This window comes from Helicobacter sp. 23-1048 (assembly GCF_053654545.1).
Genome location: NZ_JBSIUT010000001.1, coordinates 422,104 through 444,182, shown reverse-complemented (window position 1 = coordinate 444,182; position 22,079 = coordinate 422,104). Strand labels below are relative to the sequence as shown.

Below are 22,079 nucleotides of genomic sequence, written 5' to 3'. Positions count from 1 at the left end.
GAAGTTGTCGCAAGATTCACATAACATTCAACCAAAAAAGAAGCGACAATGGAATATTTAGAGTTAAATAATGGCATCAAAATGCCAATTTTAGGGCTTGGCACTTATGGATTACAAGGCAAAAGTGGGCAAATAGCGATAAGCGAGGCAATCAAAATCGGTTATCGGCTCATAGACACCGCGCAAATGTATGACAATGAGCGCGAGGTGGGCAACGCTATGGCAGAATCTATTGCAAATTTTGGCATAAAGCGAAGTGAATTTTTTATCACCACCAAACTTTCAAGCAATATGAGCTATGATGAGACTTTTAGGCGATGTGATGAGTCGATGCAAAAATTGCGCCTTGAATATTTGGATTTATTGCTTATCCACGATACTTATAAAAACGCAGAGCAAATGTATAAGGCAATGGAAAAACTCTACAAAGAGGGCAAAATCAAAGCACTTGGAATCTCAAATTTTAAGAAAAATGATTGTGCGGAGTTTGTGAAAAAATGCGAGATAAAACCTGCTATAAATCAATGCCAAACGCATATCTTTCATCAGCAAAAGGCACTGCGAGAGGTGATGAAAGCCACTGACACAAGGCTTCAATCGTGGAGTCCATTTGTGGCTGGGCGTAAAGATTTTTTTCATAATCAAACCTTACTACAAATCGCACAAAAGCACGGCAAATCTGTGGCACAAGTGGCGTTGCGCTTTTTGGTGCAACAAGACATTATCGCTATCCCAAAAAGCGCGAACACTACGCGACTGCGTGAGAATTTTAGCATTTTTGATTTTGCGCTTGATAGGAGCGATATGATGATAATGAGCGCGCTAGATACGGGCAAATCACAATTTGGCTGGGATAGTTAAAAGTCGCGTTTAGAATCTATAATTGTGCCAAAATCGCAGATTCTAAGTAAGTTGCTATCAATCTATTGCAACCTTGCACCATTAAGAAAATCAAACAAAATAATGCTATAATGCGCCAAATTTGACAAAAGGCACACAAAAATGCTTCAACTAAACATAAGAGAGTCGCTTCAAGAGATTGCGAGTTTTCTTGGGGGCGATTTGTATTACCACTCCAAAGTCCCCGAGCAACAATACAAAGAGTTCAAACAAAAAATCAATCATTATCTCCCAACACTTATGAGTCAAAACGAGGATTATTTGGTGGCAAACGCGCTTACGCCATTATTGCAATCATTAGGCTTTAGCACCGCTATCAAGCAAAAATCACAGGGCAAAAGTGAGATTGATTTAGCCCTTATGCAAGAACATAATATCGCAGTGATTATCGAAGCAAAAAAGCCAAGCAATGCAAATGAAATGATAAGTGCGGAGCATTACAACAAAAAGGCGTTGCACGAAGTGATTTTGTATTATTTGCGTGAAAAAGAGCGTTGCTTAGAGAGTGGGGCAAGGTTTGAGATAAAGTATATTATCATCACGGATTTTTATCGATTTTTCATTTTTAAAGAGAGCGAATTTGAGAGATATTTATACAAAGATGAGCATATCAAAAACAATCTTTATGGCAAATACAAATCTTTGACAAAGCAAACGGATTTAAAAATAGAAAAAATAGCGCAAAAGACAAACGAGGATTTTTATAATGAGCTAAAAGAATATTTAGCTAGCGAGCATTTTAACGCAGAATTTAGACCGCTGTATTTGGATTTGCAAAAAGTGCTAGATTCAGAGGATTTAAGCGAGATTAAACCCTTTGTCAAGGCGTTTTCGCCAGAATTTTTGCTTGAATTATATATCCACAAAAACGACATTAACGAAGCATTTTATAAAGAGTTGCTTTATATTTTGGGCTTAAAAGTCCTAGATGGGAGCAAGGATAAAAATAAAAACACCATTATCCCAAATAATGTCAGCGGGACACTCTATCACAACATAATCGATTCATTGCCTGATGAAGCAGATAAAACCCAAGAAAACATTATCTCACTTATTATTTTGTGGTTAAATAGAATCTTGTTTTTAAAACTCATCGAAGCAAATTTAGTGCGATTTAATCCCAAGCAAAATCAAAGCATAAACCCGCATAGATTCCTAAATATTAGAAATATAAAAGATTTTCAAAGTTTAGAAAATCTCTTTTTTGAAGTCTTTGCCAAGCCACACGATGAGCGCGATGTAAGTTCGCCATTTTTTGCTATGCCCTATCTCAACTCATCGCTGTTTAATCCAAGCAAAATCGAGCAAAATCTCATTCACATACGCGCCCTAAGCAATGATAAAGAATTGCTCCCATACAGCGAATACAACAAAAAATCCAAAATCTCAAATGTCGCTAAAATCCCGCTTTTGCGCTACTTGCTAGATTTTTTGGATAGCTATGATTTTGGCAGTGGCGAGGAATACGAAGCTGACACGCTGATAAATGCAAGCATTTTGGGCAATGTATTTGAGCGCATAAATGCGTATAAAGATGGCTCTTTTTACACGCCAAGTGCAATTAGCGCGTATATATGCGAGGAAAATTTGCAACAAGTCGTGGTGCAAAGATTTAATGAAGCAAATCCCAAATGGCAATGCAAAAATATAGCCGACATAGAATACGAAATCTACCGCGAAATACGCCACGCTAGAAATACGAATGTCAAATCTACCCCACCCCAACCCCTCCCGCAAGGGGAGGGGCTTAAAAATGCCAAAAATTCCCCCTCCCTTGCGGAGGGGGACAAAGGGGGTGGGTTGCAATCCGTAAAAATAAAACCTCACAACGACAAAAACCCTCATAACGACAGAGAATCCATAATAGCAAAGCACATAGCCACGCTAAAAAGCATAAAAATCTGCGACCCGAGCGTTGGGAGCGGACATTTTTTAGTCTCTGCGCTCAATGAGATGATAAAAATCTATTATGAGTTAGGGCTATTAGATTCTAGCATTTTAAGCAAAGAGTTGCATATTATCGGCGATGAGCTAGTTTTAAGCGATTTTACTTACACCAAGCCACAAAGCCCAAATGAGCCAAATCACAAAATCCAAAAAGCCCTTTTTAACTTAAAAAAATCTATCATCGAACATAATCTCTTTGGCGTGGATATAAATCCAAATTCTGTGGAGATTTGCAAATTGCGCTTGTGGATAGAATTGCTAAAAAATAGCTATTATTTGACAGATTCAAACGATGGATTCAACGAAAATTTAGATTCTACAATCCACCAAATGCAAACCCTCCCAAATATCGATATAAACATAAAATGTGGCAACTCTCTTATCTCAAACATAGACATAAATTTTAGCAAAGAAAAGCTAGAATCCCAGCTAAAAGCCCTGCTAAACAAAGATAGAAAACTAGGCGAATCCGATGAAGAAGTCGCCGAAATAAAATCTATTTTAGATGATTTGAAAGTCAAATTACCCAAACAAATACAATCTTATAAAAACGCTACAAACGCATATAAAAACGAAACAAACGAGGATTTACGGGGCTTACACAAACGCAATATAGAATCTGCAAAAGAATTTATTTTAAGCCTTTTTGTCAAAACGCACCCCGCATATCGAGAATTTAAAAGCACCCTTGCAAACTATCTAAAATCCTATGGCTATGGCGGAATCGATAATGCAACATTGCCAAACGCCAATCCAAAAGCATTGCAAGAAGCGCGTAAAAATCTAAACGACTACCTAATCGCGTTTAATTACCACAAAACACTTGGCATTACAAACGAGCCACGAGGATTTGTGGAGAGAGATTTTATCGCCTTGCTAGATTCTATGAAAGCCTATGAATCTATCTCAAAAGAGGCAAAATCGTATTTTGAATGGCGGTTTGAATTCCCCGAAGTGTTGGATAAAAATGGGGATTTTATGTGCTTTGATTTGATAGTGGGCAATCCTCCCTATGGCGATTTGCTAAATAAAGCACAAAAAGATTTTTGCCAAAACAAAAAACTACCAAAAGAGCAATGGAAGTATCAATACGCCGACACGGGCGATACTTACAAACTCTTTATCGAAAAAGGCTTTAATCTCATTAAGCAACACGGCAATCTTGCCTACATTGTGCCACTTAGCATTACAAGTAGCAAATCAAATATTGATTTGCATAAAATGCTTTTAGAAAATTGCGAATTTATACGAGTGAGTAGCTATGGCGATAGACCCGCAAAAGTATTCCCTAGTGCCGAGCAAAAAGTCTCAGTCATTAGCATCATAAAAACACTCTCACCCACAAAAGAACTATTTACAACGCAAGTAAATAAACGCTATTCTAGCCAAACTCTAAAAGAGCTAATAGAAGCTCAACAATTTATAAATAGTATTGAATTTGTGCGAGAAGGGGCGTTTTGTAAAATTAGTTTGCCGATTGAAAAAGTCATAATGAAAAAACTCTATGCCCAAAAACAAACGCTAAAATCCTTTATGAAAGGCAAAGAGAGAATCTATTATCGCACTTCGGGCAATCGATATTATAATTTATTCACAAATTATTCTACAAAATCTACCAAAGAAAACAGCTTTGAAGTAAAAAATTCTAATGCAATCGTTGCTTTAATGACAAGCAATCTTTTTTATTGGTTTAGAAGTGCTTATTCTAATCACAGAGATAGCTATATGCACGAATTTGAGCGATTCCCTATCCCAAAATTAAACAAACAAATACTTGCAAATCTTGCTAAACTCGGCAAAAAACTTCAAGCCGACATAGAGAAAAAATCAAACTTCACCTCCACAGGCACAAAAGAATACCGCCTCCGCAAATCAAAGCATATCATCGATGAAATCGATAGGCTAATCTGCCCACTGTATGATTTGACACAAGAAGAAATGGACTTTATCATAAATTATGAAATTGAATTTAGGACGGATTAGAATCTAGATTTTAAAGCTGTCATTGCACAAGAATTTTTGGCGCAAGCATTTTAGATTTTTGCTTATGCGCTTCTCGCCGTCATTGCCACCATTTAGCGCACGCGCTCTTTTAGATTTTTATACGCCTCGCAAGCCATATCCACGCCAAAATCACAGCCCCGCTTATAAGTTCGCAACGCTTCATTTGTATCCATTTTTACCCCCACGCCAGATTCAAAAAACCCTCCAGCACTTAGGCACGCACTTCCTGCGACTAGCTTGCCTTGCGTTACGCATTGTTGTTGTGTCCTTTTTGTGGGGTCTAGTTTGTTGATTGCCTCACATTCTCGCACAGGGTCGGCATTGCACGCTTTTAGCACATTTTTTAGAGCTTCGCGCATATCTTTTGCGCCCTGCCCATAGCCTTGCACTTGATACATTCCTAAGATATAGCACGAATGCGAATACCCCAAATCACAAGCCTTTTTGTAGTATTGCGATGCTTTTGTTTGGTTTTTTACCGCACCTTGCAATCCGTGATGATAGTTAAACGCCACTGAAACGCAAGATTGCGGGATATTGGCTTCACATTGCGCGATTTTTGTGAGAGCCTCTGGCTCTAGATTCTCACTCTTGGCTTGCTCTATTTCTTTTGCTAGCTCGCAACCATCGCTAAATCCATACTTACACCCCTTGCTTGCATACTCACTCGCTTTTTGTAAGTCTTGATTCTCACTATGATATTGCATTAGGGCGAGATTATAGCAGCCCCCGCCATCACGCAAATCACACGACTTGCTATACGCGCTTTTTGCTTTGGCAAAATCCACTTGCAATAAAATATGCTCTTTTTCATCTAAGGCTAGCCCATAGTCTTTGCCGCTAAATTCTGCGATGGTGTTGAGATTTTCTTTTATGCCATATTTATACGCCACGCCTAACGCCCTGCACGCAAAAGCAGATTTTAGAGCGCAACCTGTTTTTGCGTATTCGTATAAAAGCATAGCTTTGTTTGCAGGGATACTAGCAAAGCTATTTTGCCAGATTTCAATAATCGCCACTTCGCAAGATTCTTTTGTGCTTAGGCTTATTTTTTTGCTTTGGGGGGATTTTAGGCAGGCTTGCCCGTATTTGGATTGCGTGATTTTTGCGTCTCTAAAATTAGGCAGAGGGGCTTTAGCACTCTTTTTTATCCGCTCGATATAATCCCACTCCACTAAGCCATTTTGCAAATTTACAATGCTAAAAATAAAGCTATACTCCACGCTGTTGATGCTTGATAGGGCTTTAGCTTGACTTGAGATTCTCGCACTCAAAGAATACTTCGGCGGCAAAAGAGAGCCTTTTGGGATAATGTCGCCAAACTCGCTATTATTCCTCATAGCGCGGATAGAATCAAGCATTTTGTCGCTTTGTAGCGCGTTGCCTGAAATGGCGTTGCTAAGGCGAAGTGTTTTAGAAGCAAGAATGTCTTTTAACACGGCGCGAGCGAGAAATTCTATATCGATTGGATACTCGCTTAAAGAGTTAAAATCTGAAATGGCAATGACTGCTTGATTGGCTTGCAAATCTTTTAGGAATGGAGAATCTTGCAAATCCGCGTTTGTAAGCGCGGCGATGGAGAGCAAATCATCGGTGTGTAAGAAAAATGGCGAAGATTCTTTGGTAGTCAAATGCGCTTCTTGCGAGGGAGATTCTTGCGTGGTGGCTTTGAGGGGAGAGTAACTTGCATTGCCACACATAAATGCCACCACAAACATTAGCAAAGAAAAAAATCTCATAATATGCCTTTTGATAAAGAAAATCACGCAAGCGTAAAATCACGCAAAAATTGCGTTTGAAAAACAATAAAATGATAGCAGGCAAAGATAAAATCCAAGCTAAAATCTGCGATTTTTGGTAATCTAAAAATTGTGAGATTCTTGCGATACCAACAAGTAAATATGGTGATTTTAGGTGCTACTTAAAAACCTTACCACAAACTCACTTCCCTTGCCTAGTTCGCTATGCACGGAGATTTTGGCGTTGTGGATTTTGGCTATGCGCTTGACTATGGCAAGTCCCAAGCCATTGCCACCTAGCTTTTTGCTCCGCGACTTATCCACGCAGTAAAATCGCTCAAAAACCCGCTCTTGCTCAGCTAATGCGATTCCTATGCCATTATCCACCACGCGCAAAACCACGCTATTATCGCTACTTACGCCATTTTTACCATTTGCGCTATTTTCGCCCAAAGTCCTGCTCGTTTGTTCGCCATTTTCCCCACTCTCAACATCTTTCTCAACATTTTTCTCGTGCTCCACAATGATTTTTACCACGCCATTTTTGCCACTATATTTAATCGCATTTTCGCACAGATTATACACCATATCTTCAAGCAATGCAGGGATTCCTAAAATCTCTTGTGCCCCCATTTCGCGCTCTACAAACTCGCCGCACTCTGCAAACTCTCCACGCTCGATAAACTCGCATTTTACCCCCTTTTCACGCGCTAAATTTTCAATACTTGGCAAAATCTGCTTTACCACATTTGCGAGCTTCACGCGCTCTTTTTGCTCGCCGTTTTTATCTAGCGCATTATCCAAAAACGAGATTTTCAAAATCTTATCAATCAGCCCCAAAAGTCGCTTTGATTCTGCGTAGATTTTAGCGATGAAAGCGTCTTTGTCGCGCTCTTGCACAAGCCCACTGCAGAGCATTTCACTGCTTGTGAGTATCACAGATAGTGGCGTTTTCAGCTCGTGGGTTACATTTGCGCTAAACTCCTTTCGCAACGCCAAAATATCGCGCTTAGCACTTTTATCAAAGAGCAAAATCATTATCGCCTTAAGGTTGTTTTTCACAAAAATCGGCATACAAATCGTGTGGCAAAAATACTCATTTATGCTGATTTCAAAGGCTTCATTTCCAGAATCTATACTATTTTGCACCGCATTGCCAAACTCACGCAAAAACGCAAAAATATTGATATGTCGTATGTTTGGTGTGAGGCGCAAAATCTGCAACGCCTTTTCATTGCATTGCGTGATGTTGCCCGCGCTATCAAGGACTAAAAAGCCCTCATTCATATTTTGCGTGATAAGCTCAAAGCGCAGTTTGCCCTGCTTTATGCGCTTTAGTTGCTTTTTGATTTTGCCTTTTTGCTTGGAGATGCGCTGCATAAAAATATGTAGCTCGGTGTAAGGATTGGTGCGAATGGGGTGGGACAAATCGATATTTTTGATGGGGTGCAAAATTTTGCGTGCAAGCAAAATGCCAAGAGCCACGCTCACAATCGCGCTAAAAAGTAGCAGTGTCCCAAAAAGTGGCGCAAAATCTTTTAGCACGACAAAAAGCGAGTCTTTTTCCTCGCTAATGCGTAAAATGAGCGTTTGTGTCCTAGATTGAGCGTGAGAATCTAGATTTGCCTCCACAAAGCGCGCAAAATAGAGATTTTCTCTCAATTCTGAATCTGAAAGGCGCGCTGCCCTATCGCCCCTGCCTTGCATTAAATTTTGCACTTCCTCGCGCTCTAAGTGATTATCAAGGCTTGCAATATCAAGCCTATTATCAAAAATCACTTCTCCATTTAGCGCAATCACACTCACACGATAGGGCGAATCTAGCTTGTCAAAGAGATTTTGCGCAAGGCTTTGCTCTAGCGATATTGCGAGTTTGTTTGCGTATTGTTCTAGCTCGCTAAATTGCTCCTCTCTGTGTGCTTGGTGCAAAAACACCGCACTAATAAGTATGCTAAGAGATTGCACCGCCACGATAAGCCCAAAAATCCACGCCACAAGCCTGCGCGATAGATTCTTTGGCTTGTAGTTTTTGTGGGGATTTTGGTTAAGATTGTTTTGGTTATTTGGGTTATGTTGCATTGTGTGGGGGGTTTGGCTAGGTTGGTTTGGAGGATTTTTAGGGTTTTGTGGGTTTATTAGATTTTGGGCGTCTTGGCTATAAGTGTTTTTGCTACTTTTTTTTTCAACGCGTTTATAAAACCTCATCAAAGCGATACCCCACAGAGCGAATATTGGTGATACATTTGCCATAAATCCCTAGCTTTGTGCGAAGCGAGCTTATGTGCATATCCACTGTGCGCGTGTTTTCCACGCTGTATCCCCAGATAGATTCGAGCAACTCATCTTTGCTAAAAATATTATTTTGGTGGGTAAAAAGCAGGAGGAGTAGCTCAAATTCCTTGCTTGTGAGGTGCAATGGGGAATCATCGACACTGATTTTGTGTGAGTTTGGCTGTATTTTTAGCCCTTTGTATTGCAAGATTTCGCCCTTTTTCATCGTGGCGTTGCTTCGGCGCATTAGGGCTTTTATGCGTGCGATTAGCTCTAGGGCGGAAAAGGGCTTTGTGAGATAGTCATCTGCGCCCAAATCTAGCCCGTTAATCTTATCATACTCGCTTCCTAGCGCGCTAAGCACGATGATAGCCACTCCGCTTGTTTTTGGGTTTGCACGCAGTTTTTGTATCACTTCTAAGCCACTCTCATTGGGCAGCATAATATCACACACAAGCACCTTTGGAATCTCACTCTTTAGGGCTTGATAAAGACTGCTCGCATCTTCAAAAATCACAGAATTTAAATTCTGATTTTTGAGCGCGTAGGCTACGAGCTCGGCGATATGCTCATCATCTTCTAAGATATAGATAAGATTTTGGTCGTTATGTGTCTTGCCTGTTGCGGGATTTTGCGTGTTTGGCAAAGTGTTTTGATTTTGGGTGTTATATTGCGTCTTTTTTGTCGCGGGATTGCCATCTTGCGCGCTATTTTGTAGCCCGTTTTGATTATAGGCGTTTTGGGTTAGATTTTGCCCTATATTGTGCGTTAGTATTGTATCTTGTGCCATTTTTCCTCCATTTTTTATTTTCCATTTTTTATGTTTGCTTTTTTTGGCATTCGTAGGATTGGTTGAAATTTTAGCCTTTTTTCTTATCCAAAATCTCTAGCAAAAGCAGATTTTACAAAGATTTTACAAAACCCTGTGTGTTGCTCTTACATTGCGTTGTTATGATTTCGCTCGTGTTGGTTATGTATTGCAATCTAAGCGCGATATATCGCGTTTGCTAGCATTACGCAAACTTCGCAACATCTTAAAACAAAAAGGAGCAAATGATGAAAGCGATTGTAAAATTAACAAAAATCGCGCAAATGGTGGGCTTAATCGCCTTAGTAGCAATGTGTTTTGGCTTAAATAGCCTAAAAGCGGCAGAACAAAAAGGCAAAATCAATGTCATCTCACGCGAAGATGGCTCGGGCACGCGCGGGGCGTTTGTGGAGATTTTTGGATTGCTTGAGAAAAAGGGCGATAAAAAAGTCGATACCACGACACTAAAAGCAGAGATTACCAACTCTACTGCCGTAATGCTTCAAAGCATCGCAAAGGACAAAAACGCCATAGGCTATGTCTCGCTAGGCTCGCTAAAACCAATGGTAAAAGGCATAAAAATCGATGGCGTTGAACCAAGTGTAGCAAATATTAAGATTAAAAAATACACGATTTCGCGCCCATTTAATGTCGTAACCAAAGGTTTAAGCGGAGAGAAACTCGCGTTGGTGCGGGATTTTTTAGACTTTAGCAAGGCAAATGCTGAAGTGATTAGCAAGGCGGGATACATTCCGCTCGATGTCAAAAAAGTAGCGAGCAAAAAGCTAAGTGGTAAAATCCAAAATGCCAAAATCGTAGTAGCGGGCTCAAGCTCAATCACTCCGCTAATGGAAAAGCTCAAAGAAGCCTATAAAGCGCAAAATCCAAGCGTAAATATTGAGATTTTGCAATCAGATTCTACCACAGGGATAAACTCTGTCCTGCAGGGAATCGCAGACATAGGAATGGTAAGCCGTGAGCTAAAAGAGGGCGAGCTAAGCACAGGGCTAAAAGCCGAAGTGCTAGCAATCGATGGGCTAGCCGTGATAGTCAATCCACAAAGCAAAATCACTAGCTTAAGCAAGGAACAAGTCAAAGAGATTTTTAGCGGGAAAGTTACCAAATGGGAAGAAGTGAAGTAAGACTTTGTCGTTACTAAGCGATGACAAAGCGGGATTGCTTTGGCAAACAAAATACCCCTCCCTAAATCCCTCCCGCAAGGGGAGGGACTTTTTTCTTCCCCGCCTTGCGAAGAGGGGGCTAGGGAGTGGGTGGATTGCCACGATTTTGCTTAGCGCAAAATCTCGCAATGATGAGTATTTTGTCATACTGAGATTTTGCTTGCAAAATCGAAGTATCTCTAAAGAGAAGATTCTAGAATCTAGAGATATTTCGCTTGCGCTCAATATGACAAATTATAAAAGCAGAAAAATTGACACAAACTAGGAATCCAAAATGCCAAAAAAGAAAAAAACGCTCAAACAGCAGGGCAAAATCTTGCAGAGATTTTTAGCCCACAAACATCACCAAAACGCACCAAAAGCAAAGCAATTTGCGCGTGAGTGTTGTAGCTTAGAATCCATAATGCGCGTAATGTTTGGCTTTAGTGCGTTTGTGTGTATCCTCGCGGTTATTGTGATTTGCGTGTTTTTGTTTGGCAATGCGATTCCTACGATTTATCGCATTGGCGTTGGCGACTTTCTTTTAGGCGATGTGTGGCAGCCACTCAACGAAGTCTTTGGGATTTTCCCTATGATTGTGGGGAGCATTTATGTAACGGGATTAGCGATTGCCTTTGGCGTGCCTTTTGGGATTTTATGTGCGGTGTATTTAGCGTATTTTTCGCGACAAAATCGCTATTTAACGCCTTTGGTTGAGCTAATGGCTGGGATTCCTAGCATTGTGTATGGATTTTTTGGGCTTATTGTGGTTGTGCCGTTTTTCTCTCAAATCTTTGAGACAAATGGCAAGGGGCTTTTAAGTGCGTCTGTGCTACTTGCAATGATGATTTTACCCACCATAATTTTGGTGTCAAAAAGTAGCATTGAGGCGGTGAGTAAAAGCTACTTTGAGGGCGCAATCGCGCTAGGGGCGAGTGTGGAGCGGGCAGTGTTTTTTGTGGTGCTAAGAGATGCAAAAAGTGGGATTTTAGCAAGTGTGATTTTAGGCATAGGACGGGCTATCGGTGAGGCTATGGCGGTAATCGTAATCGCGGGGAATCAACCCGTGATACCACAAAGCATAAGCGATGGTGTGCGGACGATGACGACAAATATCGTGCTAGAGCTTGGCTATGCAAGCGGGATTCATAGAGACGCGCTCATTGCTTCAAGTGCGGTGCTGTTTGTGTTTATCTTGCTCATCAACGCGTGTTTTTTAGCAATAAAGAAAAGGGCGTAGGGCTTACACGCTCCATTGTCATACTAAGAGCAAAAGCTCGAAGTATCTCTTTTTACATTCTAGAATCTAGAGATATTTCGGTTTCTAGCGAAACCTCAATATGACAATGTGTTTTTGTCATTGTAAGCGCAATGACAAGCAAAATCTAAAAAGGGGCGATTAAATGGGATTTAGAGACAAAATCGACAAACAAATGATAGCCACCATAAAGGCGCAGGACTTTCTCTCGCTCTTTTTACGGGGGATAATGTTTATAGGCGTGGGCTTTACACTCGCCACTATCGCGCTTATCGTGGGCTACATTTTGCTAAAAGGCATTCCGTTTTTAAGCGCGGAGCTCTTTGAGTGGGAGTATTCGAGTGAAAATGCTTCGATGACACCTGCGATTATCAACACGCTTTTTATGATTGCGTTGTCGCTGTGCTTTGCGCTTCCTTTTGGAATCTTTGGGGCGATTTTCTTGCAAGAATACGCCAAGCCAAATAGCGCGGTGGTGGGAGTGATAAACCTCGCTTCACAAGTGCTAGTGGGGATTCCTAGCATTGTGTATGGGCTTTTTGGATTTTTAGCTTTTGTGATTTATTTTAAAATGGGCGTGAGTATGATTGCGGGGGCTTTGACTTTGGCGGTGATGATTTTGCCTTTGATTTTGACAGCCACACAAGAATCGCTCAAATCCGTCCCAAGTGCCTACAAAGAGGGGAGCTTCGCGCTGGGTGCGGGCAAACTACGAACGATTTTTGTCGTGGTGTTGCCCTGTGCGTTAAGCGGGATTTTAAGCGGGGTGATTTTAGGCGTTGGGCGCATTATCGGGGAGAGCGCGGCATTGCTTTATACTTCAGGGAGCGTGGCAAAGGTAGCGGGAGTGGCAGATTCTGGACGGACATTAAGCGTGCATCTCTACGCGCTTTTAAGCGAGGGGCTATATATCGAGCAGGCATACTCCACAGCGGTAATCTTGCTTTTTATCGTGGTGGGGATAAACCTGCTCTCAAATCTCGCAGTGAAAAAACTGCAAAAATAAGGAGACAAAAATGGGCGTGGCGTTTAAAATCAAGGATATGAATCTGTATTACGGCAATTTTCGTGCGCTAAAAAATATCAATTTGGAGTTGCAAGAAAATGAGATTAGCGCATTTATCGGTCCTAGTGGCTGTGGGAAATCCACACTGCTAAAAAGCCTCAATCGTATGAATGACTTTGTGGAGGGTTGCAAGATTAAGGGGCAGATTTTACTCAACGACAAAAATATCTATAAAAATTACAATGTCAATTTGCTTCGCAAAAAGGTGGGAATGGTGTTTCAAAAGCCAAATCCATTTCCTATGAGTATCTATGAAAATCTTGCGTTTGGTCCCAAAACACACGGCATCAAGGACAAAGCTAAACTCAATGAAATCGTAGAGAAATGCCTAAAAAATGTCGCGCTCTTTGATGAGCTCAAAGATAGGTTGCAAGATTCTGCGTTATCTCTAAGCGGAGGGCAACAGCAGAGACTTTGTATCGCAAGGGCGTTAGCGATAAACCCCGAAGTGATTTTGATGGATGAGCCAACTTCTGCACTTGACCCCATCTCTACGCTAAAAATCGAAGAGCTTATCAAAGATTTGCGCACCAAATACACTATCATCATCGTTACGCACAATATGCAACAAGCAATGCGAATCAGCGATAAAACGGCGTTTTTTTGGCTAGGCGAAGTGGTGGAGTTTAACAAAACCAAAGTGATTTTTAGCGATGAAGCTAAAGAGAAAAAGACAAGGGATTATATCGCGGGGCGATTTGGTTGATTTTGGGATTGTCGTTGCAAGACTTTGCCTTGCACTTTGCTAGCGCGAAAATTTACACTTTTAACACAGGCGCAAATCCAAAAATTTGATTCTAATCAATATGTAAATCACGTGAAAGATTTTGATTTTTTGATTATGAAATGATTGGTGGGGTTATCGAGCAAAGTCTTTTCCATGAAATGGATAGAGATATTTTTGGAACGAGGAAAATTAAGATATGTCAGGTATCTAAATAATGTTTTAAGCGCATTACTTAATCCTAAATAATGCGCACTGCAACATTTAAATGTTGCTTAATTGTTGTTTTAATTATTTACCCGGTCTTGGTCCATTATCGCGACCACCACCAGATGGGTTGCCAGTAGTGCTAGGATAACCAGCACCTTTGCCACCACTACGATAAAATACATCGTATTTCATAGTGTATTCTCCTTTCATATAATCTTGCATTTGTCATATTTAACAGATGCTAGGAATATTTTACCCCCCCCTGCTTAATTTTTGCTTAAATTTAAATCATTTGCGTAATTTTAAATTTTAAATGTCATTTTGCCGTTTAATGTTTGCAAAAAAATGGATAGACTATAACTTCAATAGCACAATAAAGACTATTTTGTAAAAGTGGTAAATGATGAATTTCCCAACCTTGTAAGATTATAGACATCAAATAAAGCATTATGGAACAATTTAATGCTGCTTGCAAAATAATTCACGCGATAAAATGCCAAATGCGCCAAAATCTTGCTTGTAACTTATAATAACACTTATTCGTCCAAATCAACTTCAAGCCAAAACAAAATTTCATTAGAGCAAATCACACAGATTTTAGAATCTCACGGCACAACCCACAAATACGAATTTGATTTTAAAGCATTTAGCACGGGCAAAACAGAATTTAAAAACCACAAAGAGATGATTTTTGTCTGCGAAGTGGCGAAATGCGACATTTTATAAAGAAGTCTGCCATATTTAAGCATTTGCTCACATATCTTAAAAAGCCAAAATCTCTAAATATAATTACAAAATTATTTTATATTGTATAAATTTGGACGAAATTGGAATATTTTTTGTTTATAAATGATTTTAAGAATGAAAAACTTTAATCCAATGGAGGGGATTTTGTCGCACGATAGTTTAAAATGGATTCTCAAAAAATCAATAAATATTGTTAGTTTATGTTTTGTAAATACTTTTGCCTGCGATATTACTCTAAGCGCACACACCGAACCAGCCAAAATTTTACACCAAATTGCCACAGAATGCAGTGTGAGCATCGTATATGCGCAAGATGTAGCACTTGAGCTCCTTAGCACCAAAAAAATGGCACTAAAATTCCACAAAGCTAACTTAGAGCAAGTGCTGGAGGTGCTTTTAAAAGAAAACGATATACAATACGAGCTTAACCAAAATGTGGTGAAGATTTGGGGATTGCAAACCAAAACCTTTGCGATTAACTATATTTCCACTGCGCGTGTAGGCTCAAGTAACACTGATGTCTTTTTCTCCCAAGATTCTCAAACTAACCTAAATAGCTATAACACCCTATCAAACTACTCAAACTATCAAAATGCGGGATTGCTACCCCAAGATTCTCAAGCGCACAAAATGGCACTTAACAAGGCTGCAGGGCATACTCTTAGCACGGGCAAAAGTGGGACAAAAATCTACTCCATTGATGAAATGGACTTTTGGGGCGAACTTGAGAATGAAATCTATAATATTGCCTATCGACCCGGAGATTGGTATATCCCTACAATCCAAAAGTCAAACGAGCAACAAAAAGACATTATCATCAACAAAGGTGCTGGACTTCTCACTATCACGGGCACTTCTACACAAATAAGCAGGGTGGAAAAGTATTTAGAATCCTTAGCGGTAAAAATGCAATCTCAAGTGCTTATTGATGTGAATATCTTTAATGTCGAGCACACAGATTCAAGCACTTATGGGATAGATTGGGAGCAGTTTTTTAACCTTACAAATCTCTCCACTCTTACACCAAGCAGTGAAAATGGTGCTAGCTCTGGCGTGCTTAGCGATTCTGGTAATGGCTATGCAATCAATATATTCTCTCAAGGGGTAAGCATTGAGCGTATTGTAGAGTTTTTACAAACTTATGGCAAAGTAGAATCTGTCTCTAATCCAAAAGTGCTGACCCTTAATAATCAACCTGCTATCATTAGCGTGGGGAGTGTATTGCGCTATTCTCAAAGCACCACTTATCAAACCACCACTCAAGGCACTTCTGTGCAAAATGCCTCGCAAGCCTATCCTTCAGTGTTTGCTGGAATCTTGCTTGATGTAACGCCTAGCATTCAAAACAATCGCATTATCTTAAAAATCAATCCCTCCATTACCAAGACAAAAGACAGCTCGGTAGAAAGTCAAACCACCGCGCTATCTGCACCGCCAAATCTCTCTACCAAGCACCTCTCTTCTCTTGTCGCACTCCAAGATGGACAGCGAATCGTGCTTGGCGGACTCATTGATAAAACACAGACAAAAACCACCAAAAAACTTCCTATTTTAGGCTCAATTCCGCTATTAAAATACTTCTTTAGTTGGAGAAAAAATGTGCAAAACACCAAAGAAATGGTTATCGTCATCTCGCCAAAAATTATGAATCCAAGTGATAAGGTCGCACTAGATTCTGGGTTAGATGGATTTCAAATCCTCACTCCACTTATTCCAAAGCAAGAAACCACAGAAATAGATTCTACAATAAGTCAAACCCAGCATAATGAAGAATTTGCTCCATTGCCACTTGAAAATGAAGCGCGTGAAAACGAGCCAAATGATGAATAAATGTGTATGAAAGTTTTAGAACAAATTGATTTTAACGCCTTTGGTGCGCTTGAATTTAGCTTTGTCGATAAAATGCGCTGTTTTGCTTATAGCATCGATGAGACAAGCATAAAAATCGCGCTAGATTCCACAAGTGCAAAAAAACAACAAACTATTTTATTTCACTTGCAAAAGAAGTTTCCACATTTACGCGTTGAATGCGAGCAAATAAAGGACTTTTTGTTTTTTTACCAAAAGGCGAGGGATTATGCAAAGTTTATCGTGCTAAGCAAGAATCTGCGCTCTAGGCTTGCAATGCTTACAGATACTCCTGCAAATCTCTCATCAACCCCCATACCCAAACCACACAACGCAGAACAAAATAGCAAAGAAATTGTAGAATTGCTTGATTTTATTTTGTTGCACGCCTTGCAATCACACTCTAGCGACATTCACATTGAACTTAACGCCAATGGTGGCATCATTCGCAATCGCATTGATGGCATTTTGGTAAAAAGTTTTGAGCTATCGCAGGAAATCTTTGCCGTGCTTTCTGCAAGATTAAAGTTAGAGTGCAAACTTGATATGAGTGAAAATAGACGCTCTCTTGATGGGAGATTCTCTAAAGTCTTTAATGACGAAGAATTTGACTTTCGCTTCTCTTCAATGCCAAATATTGGAGGAGAAAGTCTAGTGATTAGAATCTTAGCAAAGAGTGCGAAGGGATTGCAAATCCATAAACTTGGCTTTGATACACCATCATTGCACCTTATTAAAAAAGAGCTGCATAAATCAAGCGGTGTTATTTTGCTCGTAGGTCCCACAGGCTGTGGTAAAAGCACCACGCTCTATGCAATGCTTGATTGCATTAACGATAAAAGCAAAAAAATCATCACCCTTGAAGACCCCATTGAATACCGCATAGATGGACTTATTCAAGTCTTGCTTAATGAAGAATATAATTTCAGTTTTCAAAAGGCTCTACGCGGAGCATTACGCCAAGACCCCGATGTAATGATGATAGGAGAAATCCGTGATTCCCAAACGCTAGAATCTGCATTGCAAGCCTCACTCACAGGACATCTTATTTTTGCCACTTTGCACGCTAATGATACGCTTGGTGCGCTAGAGCGAATTTTAGCATTAGGTGGGAGGATTGAGACTTTATCACAAAATTTGCTCCTTCTCATTTCACAGCGATTGGCACGCAAACTCTGCCACCACTGCAAAATAGAAGTCAAAAAAGACTTTTATAATGAATACAACGAGCAAATATACGCAAGTCTTTGTGCTCATCTCACCCTGCCAGATACACTCTTTCGGGCTAGAGGGTGTCCGTATTGCAATAATAGCGGGTTTAGTGGGAGAATTTTGCTTAGTGAAGTGCTCCCCCAAAGTGAGGAGTTTAAGGCATTTCTTAATGGAGATAAACACAGAAAAATCCCTATGATAAGCCTAAAGCAAAGCATTGAGCGTGTATTAAGTGAGGGGCTTTGTAGTATTGATGAAATTTATAGAGTGTGCTAAGGCAGGCTAGCTATGTTAGAGCGATTTCAAAGCATTACTCCTAAAGACTTGCATATATTTTTTACCCAATTTAGCGTGCTTATAGAATCTGGTATCCCGCTACTTGATTGCATTAGTGCCATTCAAAGTCAAAACAAAAGGCTTGAGCGCATACTTGTAGATTTGCATACAAGCGTAAAAAGCGGGCTTAACTTAGGTGAAGCACTCTTGCGCCATAAAAATGTTTTTGGTGAATTTAGCTGTGTGATTGTCGGCATAGGGCAAAAAAGTGGGAATCTAGCCGTAGTGCTCAATACACTAAGCATTTATTTCCAAAAACGCGCACAAAATGCTTCTAAAACGAAGCAGGCACTTATGTATCCATTTATGCTTTTTGTGAGTATGATATTTGCATTTTTTGCCATTATTTGGTTTGTGATTCCGCCATTTGTAATGCTCTTTGAAGAGCTTGGAGTAAGTTTGCCTATTTATACAAGACTAATGCTTTGGGTGTATGATTTTTTCAGTGTGTTTGGGGTAGTGTTTGGCGTGGCTTTATGTGGGGGGATAGCTATTTTAAGTGCTTTATATAAAAGCAATGAAAATATAAGATTCGCTTTTGATAGTATTTTTTTGCGCGTGGTGTTTTTTGGCAAACTCCATAAATTACGAGAATCACAAGGTTTTTGCTTTTCGCTATTTTGTTGCTTGCAGGGCGCAATGCCACTTGATGAAGCCCTCAATTTATCAAGCGACATTGTCCAAAATACCGCGCTAAAGGCAAGGTTTAAAGAAGTGCTAGAGCGCATTAAAAGCGGGCAAAGCCTAAGCCAAGCCATAGTCGCGCTAGACTTGCTAGATGGGATAAATATCGCTCTTATCAGTGCTGGAGAAAAAAGTGCTAAATTGAGCGTTATGCTAAAAAAGGTATATGAGAATCTCCAAGAACAAATCAACGAGCAAACCGACTATGCCTTAAAAATGCTAGAGCCACTACTTAGTATTCTTATGGGTGGGCTCATTGTGCTTTTGGCATTAGGAGTGTTTGTGCCGATGTGGGATATGAGCGCAAATGTATTTTAGATTTTGGGCTTGTGAGCGACTTCTCTAAATGTTTCAAACACATCGCCCACAGCTACATCATTGTAGTTTTCTAGCATTATGCCACACTCATAACCCTTAGCCACTTCTTTGGCATCGTCTTTGAATCGCTTAAGTGAAGCAATTTGCCCTGTATGCACCACCACGCCATCACGGATTAGGCGCACTTTAATGCCGCGTTCAATCTTACCATCTACCACCATACAACCTGCCACCGTGCCAACTTTTGGAATAGTAAAGGTTTCTTTGACTTCGGCTTGTCCTGTGTTTTCCTCTGTGATAGTTGGATTCATCATACCAGAGATAAGCCCTTGTATATCCTCAATAAGGGCATAAATGATAGAATAGGTTTTTACTTCTACGCTAAGTTCTTTTGCTTTTGCCTTTACGCTACCCGTTGGACGAACATTAAAACCTAGTATAAAGCTATTTTCACTCGCACTTGCTAAGCTCACATCACTTTCGGTAATCCCACCCACACCTGCGCTAATGATATTGATATACACCTCATCATTACTAAGTTTTTCAAGGCTTGCTTTAATTGCCTCAAGGCTTCCTTGCGTGTCTGCTTTAATGATAATTGGCAGAGCCTTAAGCGAACCCTTTGCCACCATATCTCCAAGCTCTTCAAAAGTAACCTTTGTGCTTTTGCTGAGTTCTTTTTGTCGCAAATATAAGGCAAGTTTTTGTGCGTATTGGCGTGCTTTCGCATCGCTCTCAACCGCAATCAACTCGCTCCCAGCACTTGGCACTTCTGATAATCCCACAATTTGCGCCACGCTTGAGGGTGTGAGTGTGGTGATTGTTTTGCCCATATCATCACTCATCGCGCGGATTCTCCCAAAAGCAGTGCCAGCCACCACACAATCACCCGTTTTTAACACACCACTTTGGACAATTACACTTGCCACAGGACCTCTTCCTTTTTCCAAACTGCCCTCTAATACGATAGCCTTCGCCCTTCCTTCAAATCTCGCACGAAGCTCAAGCACTTCGGCTTGGATTAAAATAGTCTCAAGCAAAGAATCTACACCCTCGCCACTCTTAGCAGAAATAGGGATAAATTCATATTCTCCACCCCAATCATTGGGTGTAAATCCAAGCTCTGCGCATTCTGCTTTTAGTTTATCTGGATTGACATTTGGCTTATCCATTTTATTCATAGCGATGATAATCTGCACTCCAGCAGATTTCGCGTGGTTGAGTGCTTCAATAGTTTGGGGTTTGACACCATCATCAGCAGCAATGACAATAATTGCAATGTCGGTTACTTGTGCACCTCTTGCACGCATACTACTAAAGGCTTCGTGTCCGGGCGTGTCGATAAAGCTAATATGTTTGCCATTTTTTTCCACCATATATGCGCCAATATGCTGGGTTATCCCGCCTGCTTCCTTGCTTGCGATTCGAGAATTGCGGATATAATCAAGCAATGAAGTTTTCCCGTGGTCTACATGCCCCATAATGCTTACCACAGGAGGTCGCTCTTTTAAGTTAGAATCTGTGGCACTTTCCTCATAAATATCCACCAAATCAGCCATTTCATCAATAATATTGATTTGTATATTGAACTCTTCTGCCAAAATTTCAATAGAATCTTTATCCAAAAAATCATTTTTTGTCGCCATTACACCCAAATTAAAAAGCACTTTTATCACATCTTTAAGCTCTCTGCCCGAGCGTTCGGCGAATTCATACACGCGGATTTCTTGCGGGATAGAAATCACACTTTGAAGCTCTTTTTTCTCTTCTTTTTGCGTGTATTTTTTAGGCTTTTTGCCTCCTCTTCGTATAGAGCCCTCATTCATCCACGGACTTTTGCGATGCACTTGCACTCTATCAGTGATGGCTTGCCTTATGCGATTTTCCTCATCTTCATCGCGCAGTTGTTGTTCGTTTAAATCAAGGAGCATAATTTCATTTTGTTCCTCATCTTCATCGCGCTCAAAATCAATATCTCTTTTAATGTCCATTGTATGTTCGCCATCGCGAGCCTTTTGTGGAGTAGATTTTGGCTTTGGCTTTTTGGTTTTTGTAGCATTTTGGGAATCTTCAGTTTGCCTAAGAAGCTCTTGCGCACTAATAAATACACTTTGCTTGGGCTTTGGGGTTGGCTTTGGTTGGCTCTCCTCTTGTGTTTGATTTCTACGCACGATACGCAACCCTAGCGGGGTTGGGGGACGCGAGCTCTTCTCTTGGGATTGCTTTTGCTCTTGTTGGGGGTTGGATTCTACACTTTCTTGTTCTTGGGCTGGCGCGGTTGTCGTTTTTGGAGGTGTTTTTTTGGTTTTACTCTCCTCGTCTTTGGTTGATTTTTTTTCTTTTGGCGTAGATTTTTTGGGAGTTTTTGGTGATTCTTTTCCTTTGGGTGAATCTGGCTTTTCTCCTGTCATAAGAAAATTGAGTATCACCTCTGCCTCTTGAATGGTAACTGAAGAAGAAGCTGTCTTTACATCAATCTCTAGTTCTTTTGCTGCTATAAATGCGTCTTTGGCACTTTTCCCAACTTCTTGCCCGATTTCGCTTAATCGAACCTTCTCAACCTTTGCCATATTCTCTTTACTCCTACAAATCTAAATTGCACTTCATTATCGCTCAAAGCTAAAATCTTCGTTTATTGCTTTGAATCGTTTCATAATACTTTTAAGTGTTTTTGGTGCGCCCTTGCACGATTCACACACATAAAAACTCCGCCCCGCTCCACTAAAAAACCCTATAATGGATTGATTTTGTGCGTCCTTTTTTACTTGCAATCGACAGAGCTCGCTTTGATGAAATCTTGTCTTACAAACCACACACATTCGCACTTGTTTTGCCATTATACCAAAA

At 40.4% G+C, this 22,079-nt stretch carries 16 protein-coding genes; 11 read left to right on the top strand and 5 right to left on the bottom strand.

Annotated features, from left to right (window positions below; genetic code table 11):
- Positions 1-48 precede the first annotated feature (48 nt).
- Together ACWIWK_RS02250 and ACWIWK_RS02245 are read left to right on the top strand one after the other, a co-directional pair.
- Complete coding sequence (locus ACWIWK_RS02250) at positions 49-861, top strand: aldo/keto reductase (protein ID WP_454150446.1); 813 nt, start codon at positions 49-51, stop codon at positions 859-861.
- 141 nt (positions 862-1,002) lie between these two features.
- Positions 1,003-4,830 carry a type IIG restriction enzyme/methyltransferase gene (locus tag ACWIWK_RS02245; RefSeq protein WP_454150444.1) on the top strand — a complete coding sequence of 1,276 codons (3,828 nt, stop codon included), beginning with the start codon at positions 1,003-1,005 and terminating at the stop codon, positions 4,828-4,830.
- Between the two features lie 92 nt (positions 4,831-4,922).
- Here the strand turns inward: ACWIWK_RS02245 and ACWIWK_RS02240 are convergent, their stop codons facing one another.
- The 3 genes from ACWIWK_RS02240 to ACWIWK_RS02230 form a co-directional block, all read right to left on the bottom strand.
- Positions 4,923-6,590, bottom strand: coding sequence for a hypothetical protein (locus ACWIWK_RS02240; RefSeq protein WP_454150442.1), 1,668 nt, complete (start codon positions 6,588-6,590; stop codon positions 4,923-4,925).
- A gap of 171 nt (positions 6,591-6,761) precedes the next feature.
- Positions 6,762-8,840 (bottom strand): ATP-binding protein, encoded by a 2,079-nt coding sequence (locus tag ACWIWK_RS02235; RefSeq protein WP_454150440.1) that lies wholly within the window; start codon positions 8,838-8,840, stop codon positions 6,762-6,764.
- A complete protein-coding gene (locus ACWIWK_RS02230) occupies positions 8,782-9,651 on the bottom strand; it encodes a winged helix-turn-helix domain-containing protein (RefSeq protein ID WP_454150438.1) in 870 nt (289 codons plus the stop codon). Before ACWIWK_RS02230 ends, ACWIWK_RS02235 begins: the two co-directional genes overlap by 59 nt.
- A 266-nt stretch (positions 9,652-9,917) precedes the next feature.
- On the opposite strand from ACWIWK_RS02230, the gene ACWIWK_RS02225 reads away from it, so the two are divergent.
- From ACWIWK_RS02225 to ACWIWK_RS02185, 9 genes are all read left to right on the top strand, one after another.
- Positions 9,918-10,811: a substrate-binding domain-containing protein gene (locus ACWIWK_RS02225; protein WP_454150437.1), complete on the top strand. Its 894-nt coding sequence runs from the start codon at positions 9,918-9,920 to the stop codon at positions 10,809-10,811.
- A gap of 4 nt (positions 10,812-10,815) precedes the next feature.
- Positions 10,816-11,115, top strand: coding sequence for a hypothetical protein (locus ACWIWK_RS02220; protein WP_454150435.1), 300 nt, complete (start codon positions 10,816-10,818; stop codon positions 11,113-11,115).
- 9 nt (positions 11,116-11,124) lie between these two features.
- Positions 11,125-12,069 carry a phosphate ABC transporter permease subunit PstC gene (pstC, locus tag ACWIWK_RS02215; RefSeq protein ID WP_454150433.1) on the top strand — a complete coding sequence of 315 codons (945 nt, stop codon included), beginning with the start codon at positions 11,125-11,127 and terminating at the stop codon, positions 12,067-12,069.
- A gap of 163 nt (positions 12,070-12,232) precedes the next feature.
- The gene (pstA, locus tag ACWIWK_RS02210; protein WP_454150431.1) at positions 12,233-13,093 is read left to right on the top strand and encodes a phosphate ABC transporter permease PstA; all 861 of its coding nucleotides are present in this window, start codon (positions 12,233-12,235) and stop codon (positions 13,091-13,093) included.
- Between the two features lie 16 nt (positions 13,094-13,109).
- Positions 13,110-13,859, top strand: coding sequence for a phosphate ABC transporter ATP-binding protein PstB (pstB, locus tag ACWIWK_RS02205; protein WP_454152007.1), 750 nt, complete (start codon positions 13,110-13,112; stop codon positions 13,857-13,859).
- Positions 13,860-14,600: 741 nt separating this feature from the next.
- Complete coding sequence (locus ACWIWK_RS02200; protein ID WP_454150429.1) at positions 14,601-14,813, top strand: hypothetical protein; 213 nt, start codon at positions 14,601-14,603, stop codon at positions 14,811-14,813.
- Between the two features lie 135 nt (positions 14,814-14,948).
- Complete coding sequence (gene mshL, locus ACWIWK_RS02195; RefSeq protein WP_454150427.1) at positions 14,949-16,664, top strand: pilus (MSHA type) biogenesis protein MshL; 1,716 nt, start codon at positions 14,949-14,951, stop codon at positions 16,662-16,664.
- Positions 16,665-16,670: 6 nt separating this feature from the next.
- Entirely contained in the window at positions 16,671-18,170 is a 1,500-nt protein-coding gene (locus ACWIWK_RS02190; protein ID WP_454150425.1) for a GspE/PulE family protein, read from the top strand.
- A gap of 12 nt (positions 18,171-18,182) precedes the next feature.
- Complete coding sequence (locus ACWIWK_RS02185) at positions 18,183-19,232, top strand: type II secretion system F family protein (RefSeq protein ID WP_454150424.1); 1,050 nt, start codon at positions 18,183-18,185, stop codon at positions 19,230-19,232.
- On the opposite strand, the gene infB is transcribed toward ACWIWK_RS02185, so the two are convergent.
- A complete protein-coding gene (gene infB / locus ACWIWK_RS02180; protein ID WP_454150422.1) occupies positions 19,229-21,802 on the bottom strand; it encodes a translation initiation factor IF-2 in 2,574 nt (857 codons plus the stop codon). The two genes, ACWIWK_RS02185 and infB, sit on opposite strands and share 4 nt — an antisense overlap.
- Positions 21,803-21,838: 36 nt before the next feature.
- The gene (locus ACWIWK_RS02175; protein ID WP_454150420.1) at positions 21,839-22,069 is read right to left on the bottom strand and encodes a DUF448 domain-containing protein; all 231 of its coding nucleotides are present in this window, start codon (positions 22,067-22,069) and stop codon (positions 21,839-21,841) included.
- Between the last annotated feature and the right edge of the window lie 10 nt (positions 22,070-22,079).

What these genes read in the sequence shown, in the direction of transcription:
- ACWIWK_RS02250 (WP_454150446.1), top strand. Translation starts at nt 49, where the DNA reads ATGGAATATTTAGAGTTAAATAATGGCATCAAAATGCCAATTTTAGGG.
- ACWIWK_RS02245 (WP_454150444.1), top strand. Translation starts at nt 1,003, where the DNA reads ATGCTTCAACTAAACATAAGAGAGTCGCTTCAAGAGATTGCGAGTTTT.
- ACWIWK_RS02240 (WP_454150442.1), bottom strand. Translation starts at nt 6,590, where the DNA reads ATGAGATTTTTTTCTTTGCTAATGTTTGTGGTGGCATTTATGTGTGGC.
- ACWIWK_RS02235 (WP_454150440.1), bottom strand. Translation starts at nt 8,840, where the DNA reads ATGGCAAATGTATCACCAATATTCGCTCTGTGGGGTATCGCTTTGATG.
- ACWIWK_RS02230 (WP_454150438.1), bottom strand. Translation starts at nt 9,651, where the DNA reads ATGGCACAAGATACAATACTAACGCACAATATAGGGCAAAATCTAACC.
- ACWIWK_RS02225 (WP_454150437.1), top strand. Translation starts at nt 9,918, where the DNA reads ATGAAAGCGATTGTAAAATTAACAAAAATCGCGCAAATGGTGGGCTTA.
- pstC (WP_454150433.1), top strand. Translation starts at nt 11,125, where the DNA reads ATGCCAAAAAAGAAAAAAACGCTCAAACAGCAGGGCAAAATCTTGCAG.
- pstA (WP_454150431.1), top strand. Translation starts at nt 12,233, where the DNA reads ATGGGATTTAGAGACAAAATCGACAAACAAATGATAGCCACCATAAAG.
- mshL (WP_454150427.1), top strand. Translation starts at nt 14,949, where the DNA reads ATGAAAAACTTTAATCCAATGGAGGGGATTTTGTCGCACGATAGTTTA.
- ACWIWK_RS02190 (WP_454150425.1), top strand. Translation starts at nt 16,671, where the DNA reads ATGAAAGTTTTAGAACAAATTGATTTTAACGCCTTTGGTGCGCTTGAA.
- ACWIWK_RS02185 (WP_454150424.1), top strand. Translation starts at nt 18,183, where the DNA reads ATGTTAGAGCGATTTCAAAGCATTACTCCTAAAGACTTGCATATATTT.
- infB (WP_454150422.1), bottom strand. Translation starts at nt 21,802, where the DNA reads ATGGCAAAGGTTGAGAAGGTTCGATTAAGCGAAATCGGGCAAGAAGTT.
- ACWIWK_RS02175 (WP_454150420.1), bottom strand. Translation starts at nt 22,069, where the DNA reads ATGGCAAAACAAGTGCGAATGTGTGTGGTTTGTAAGACAAGATTTCAT.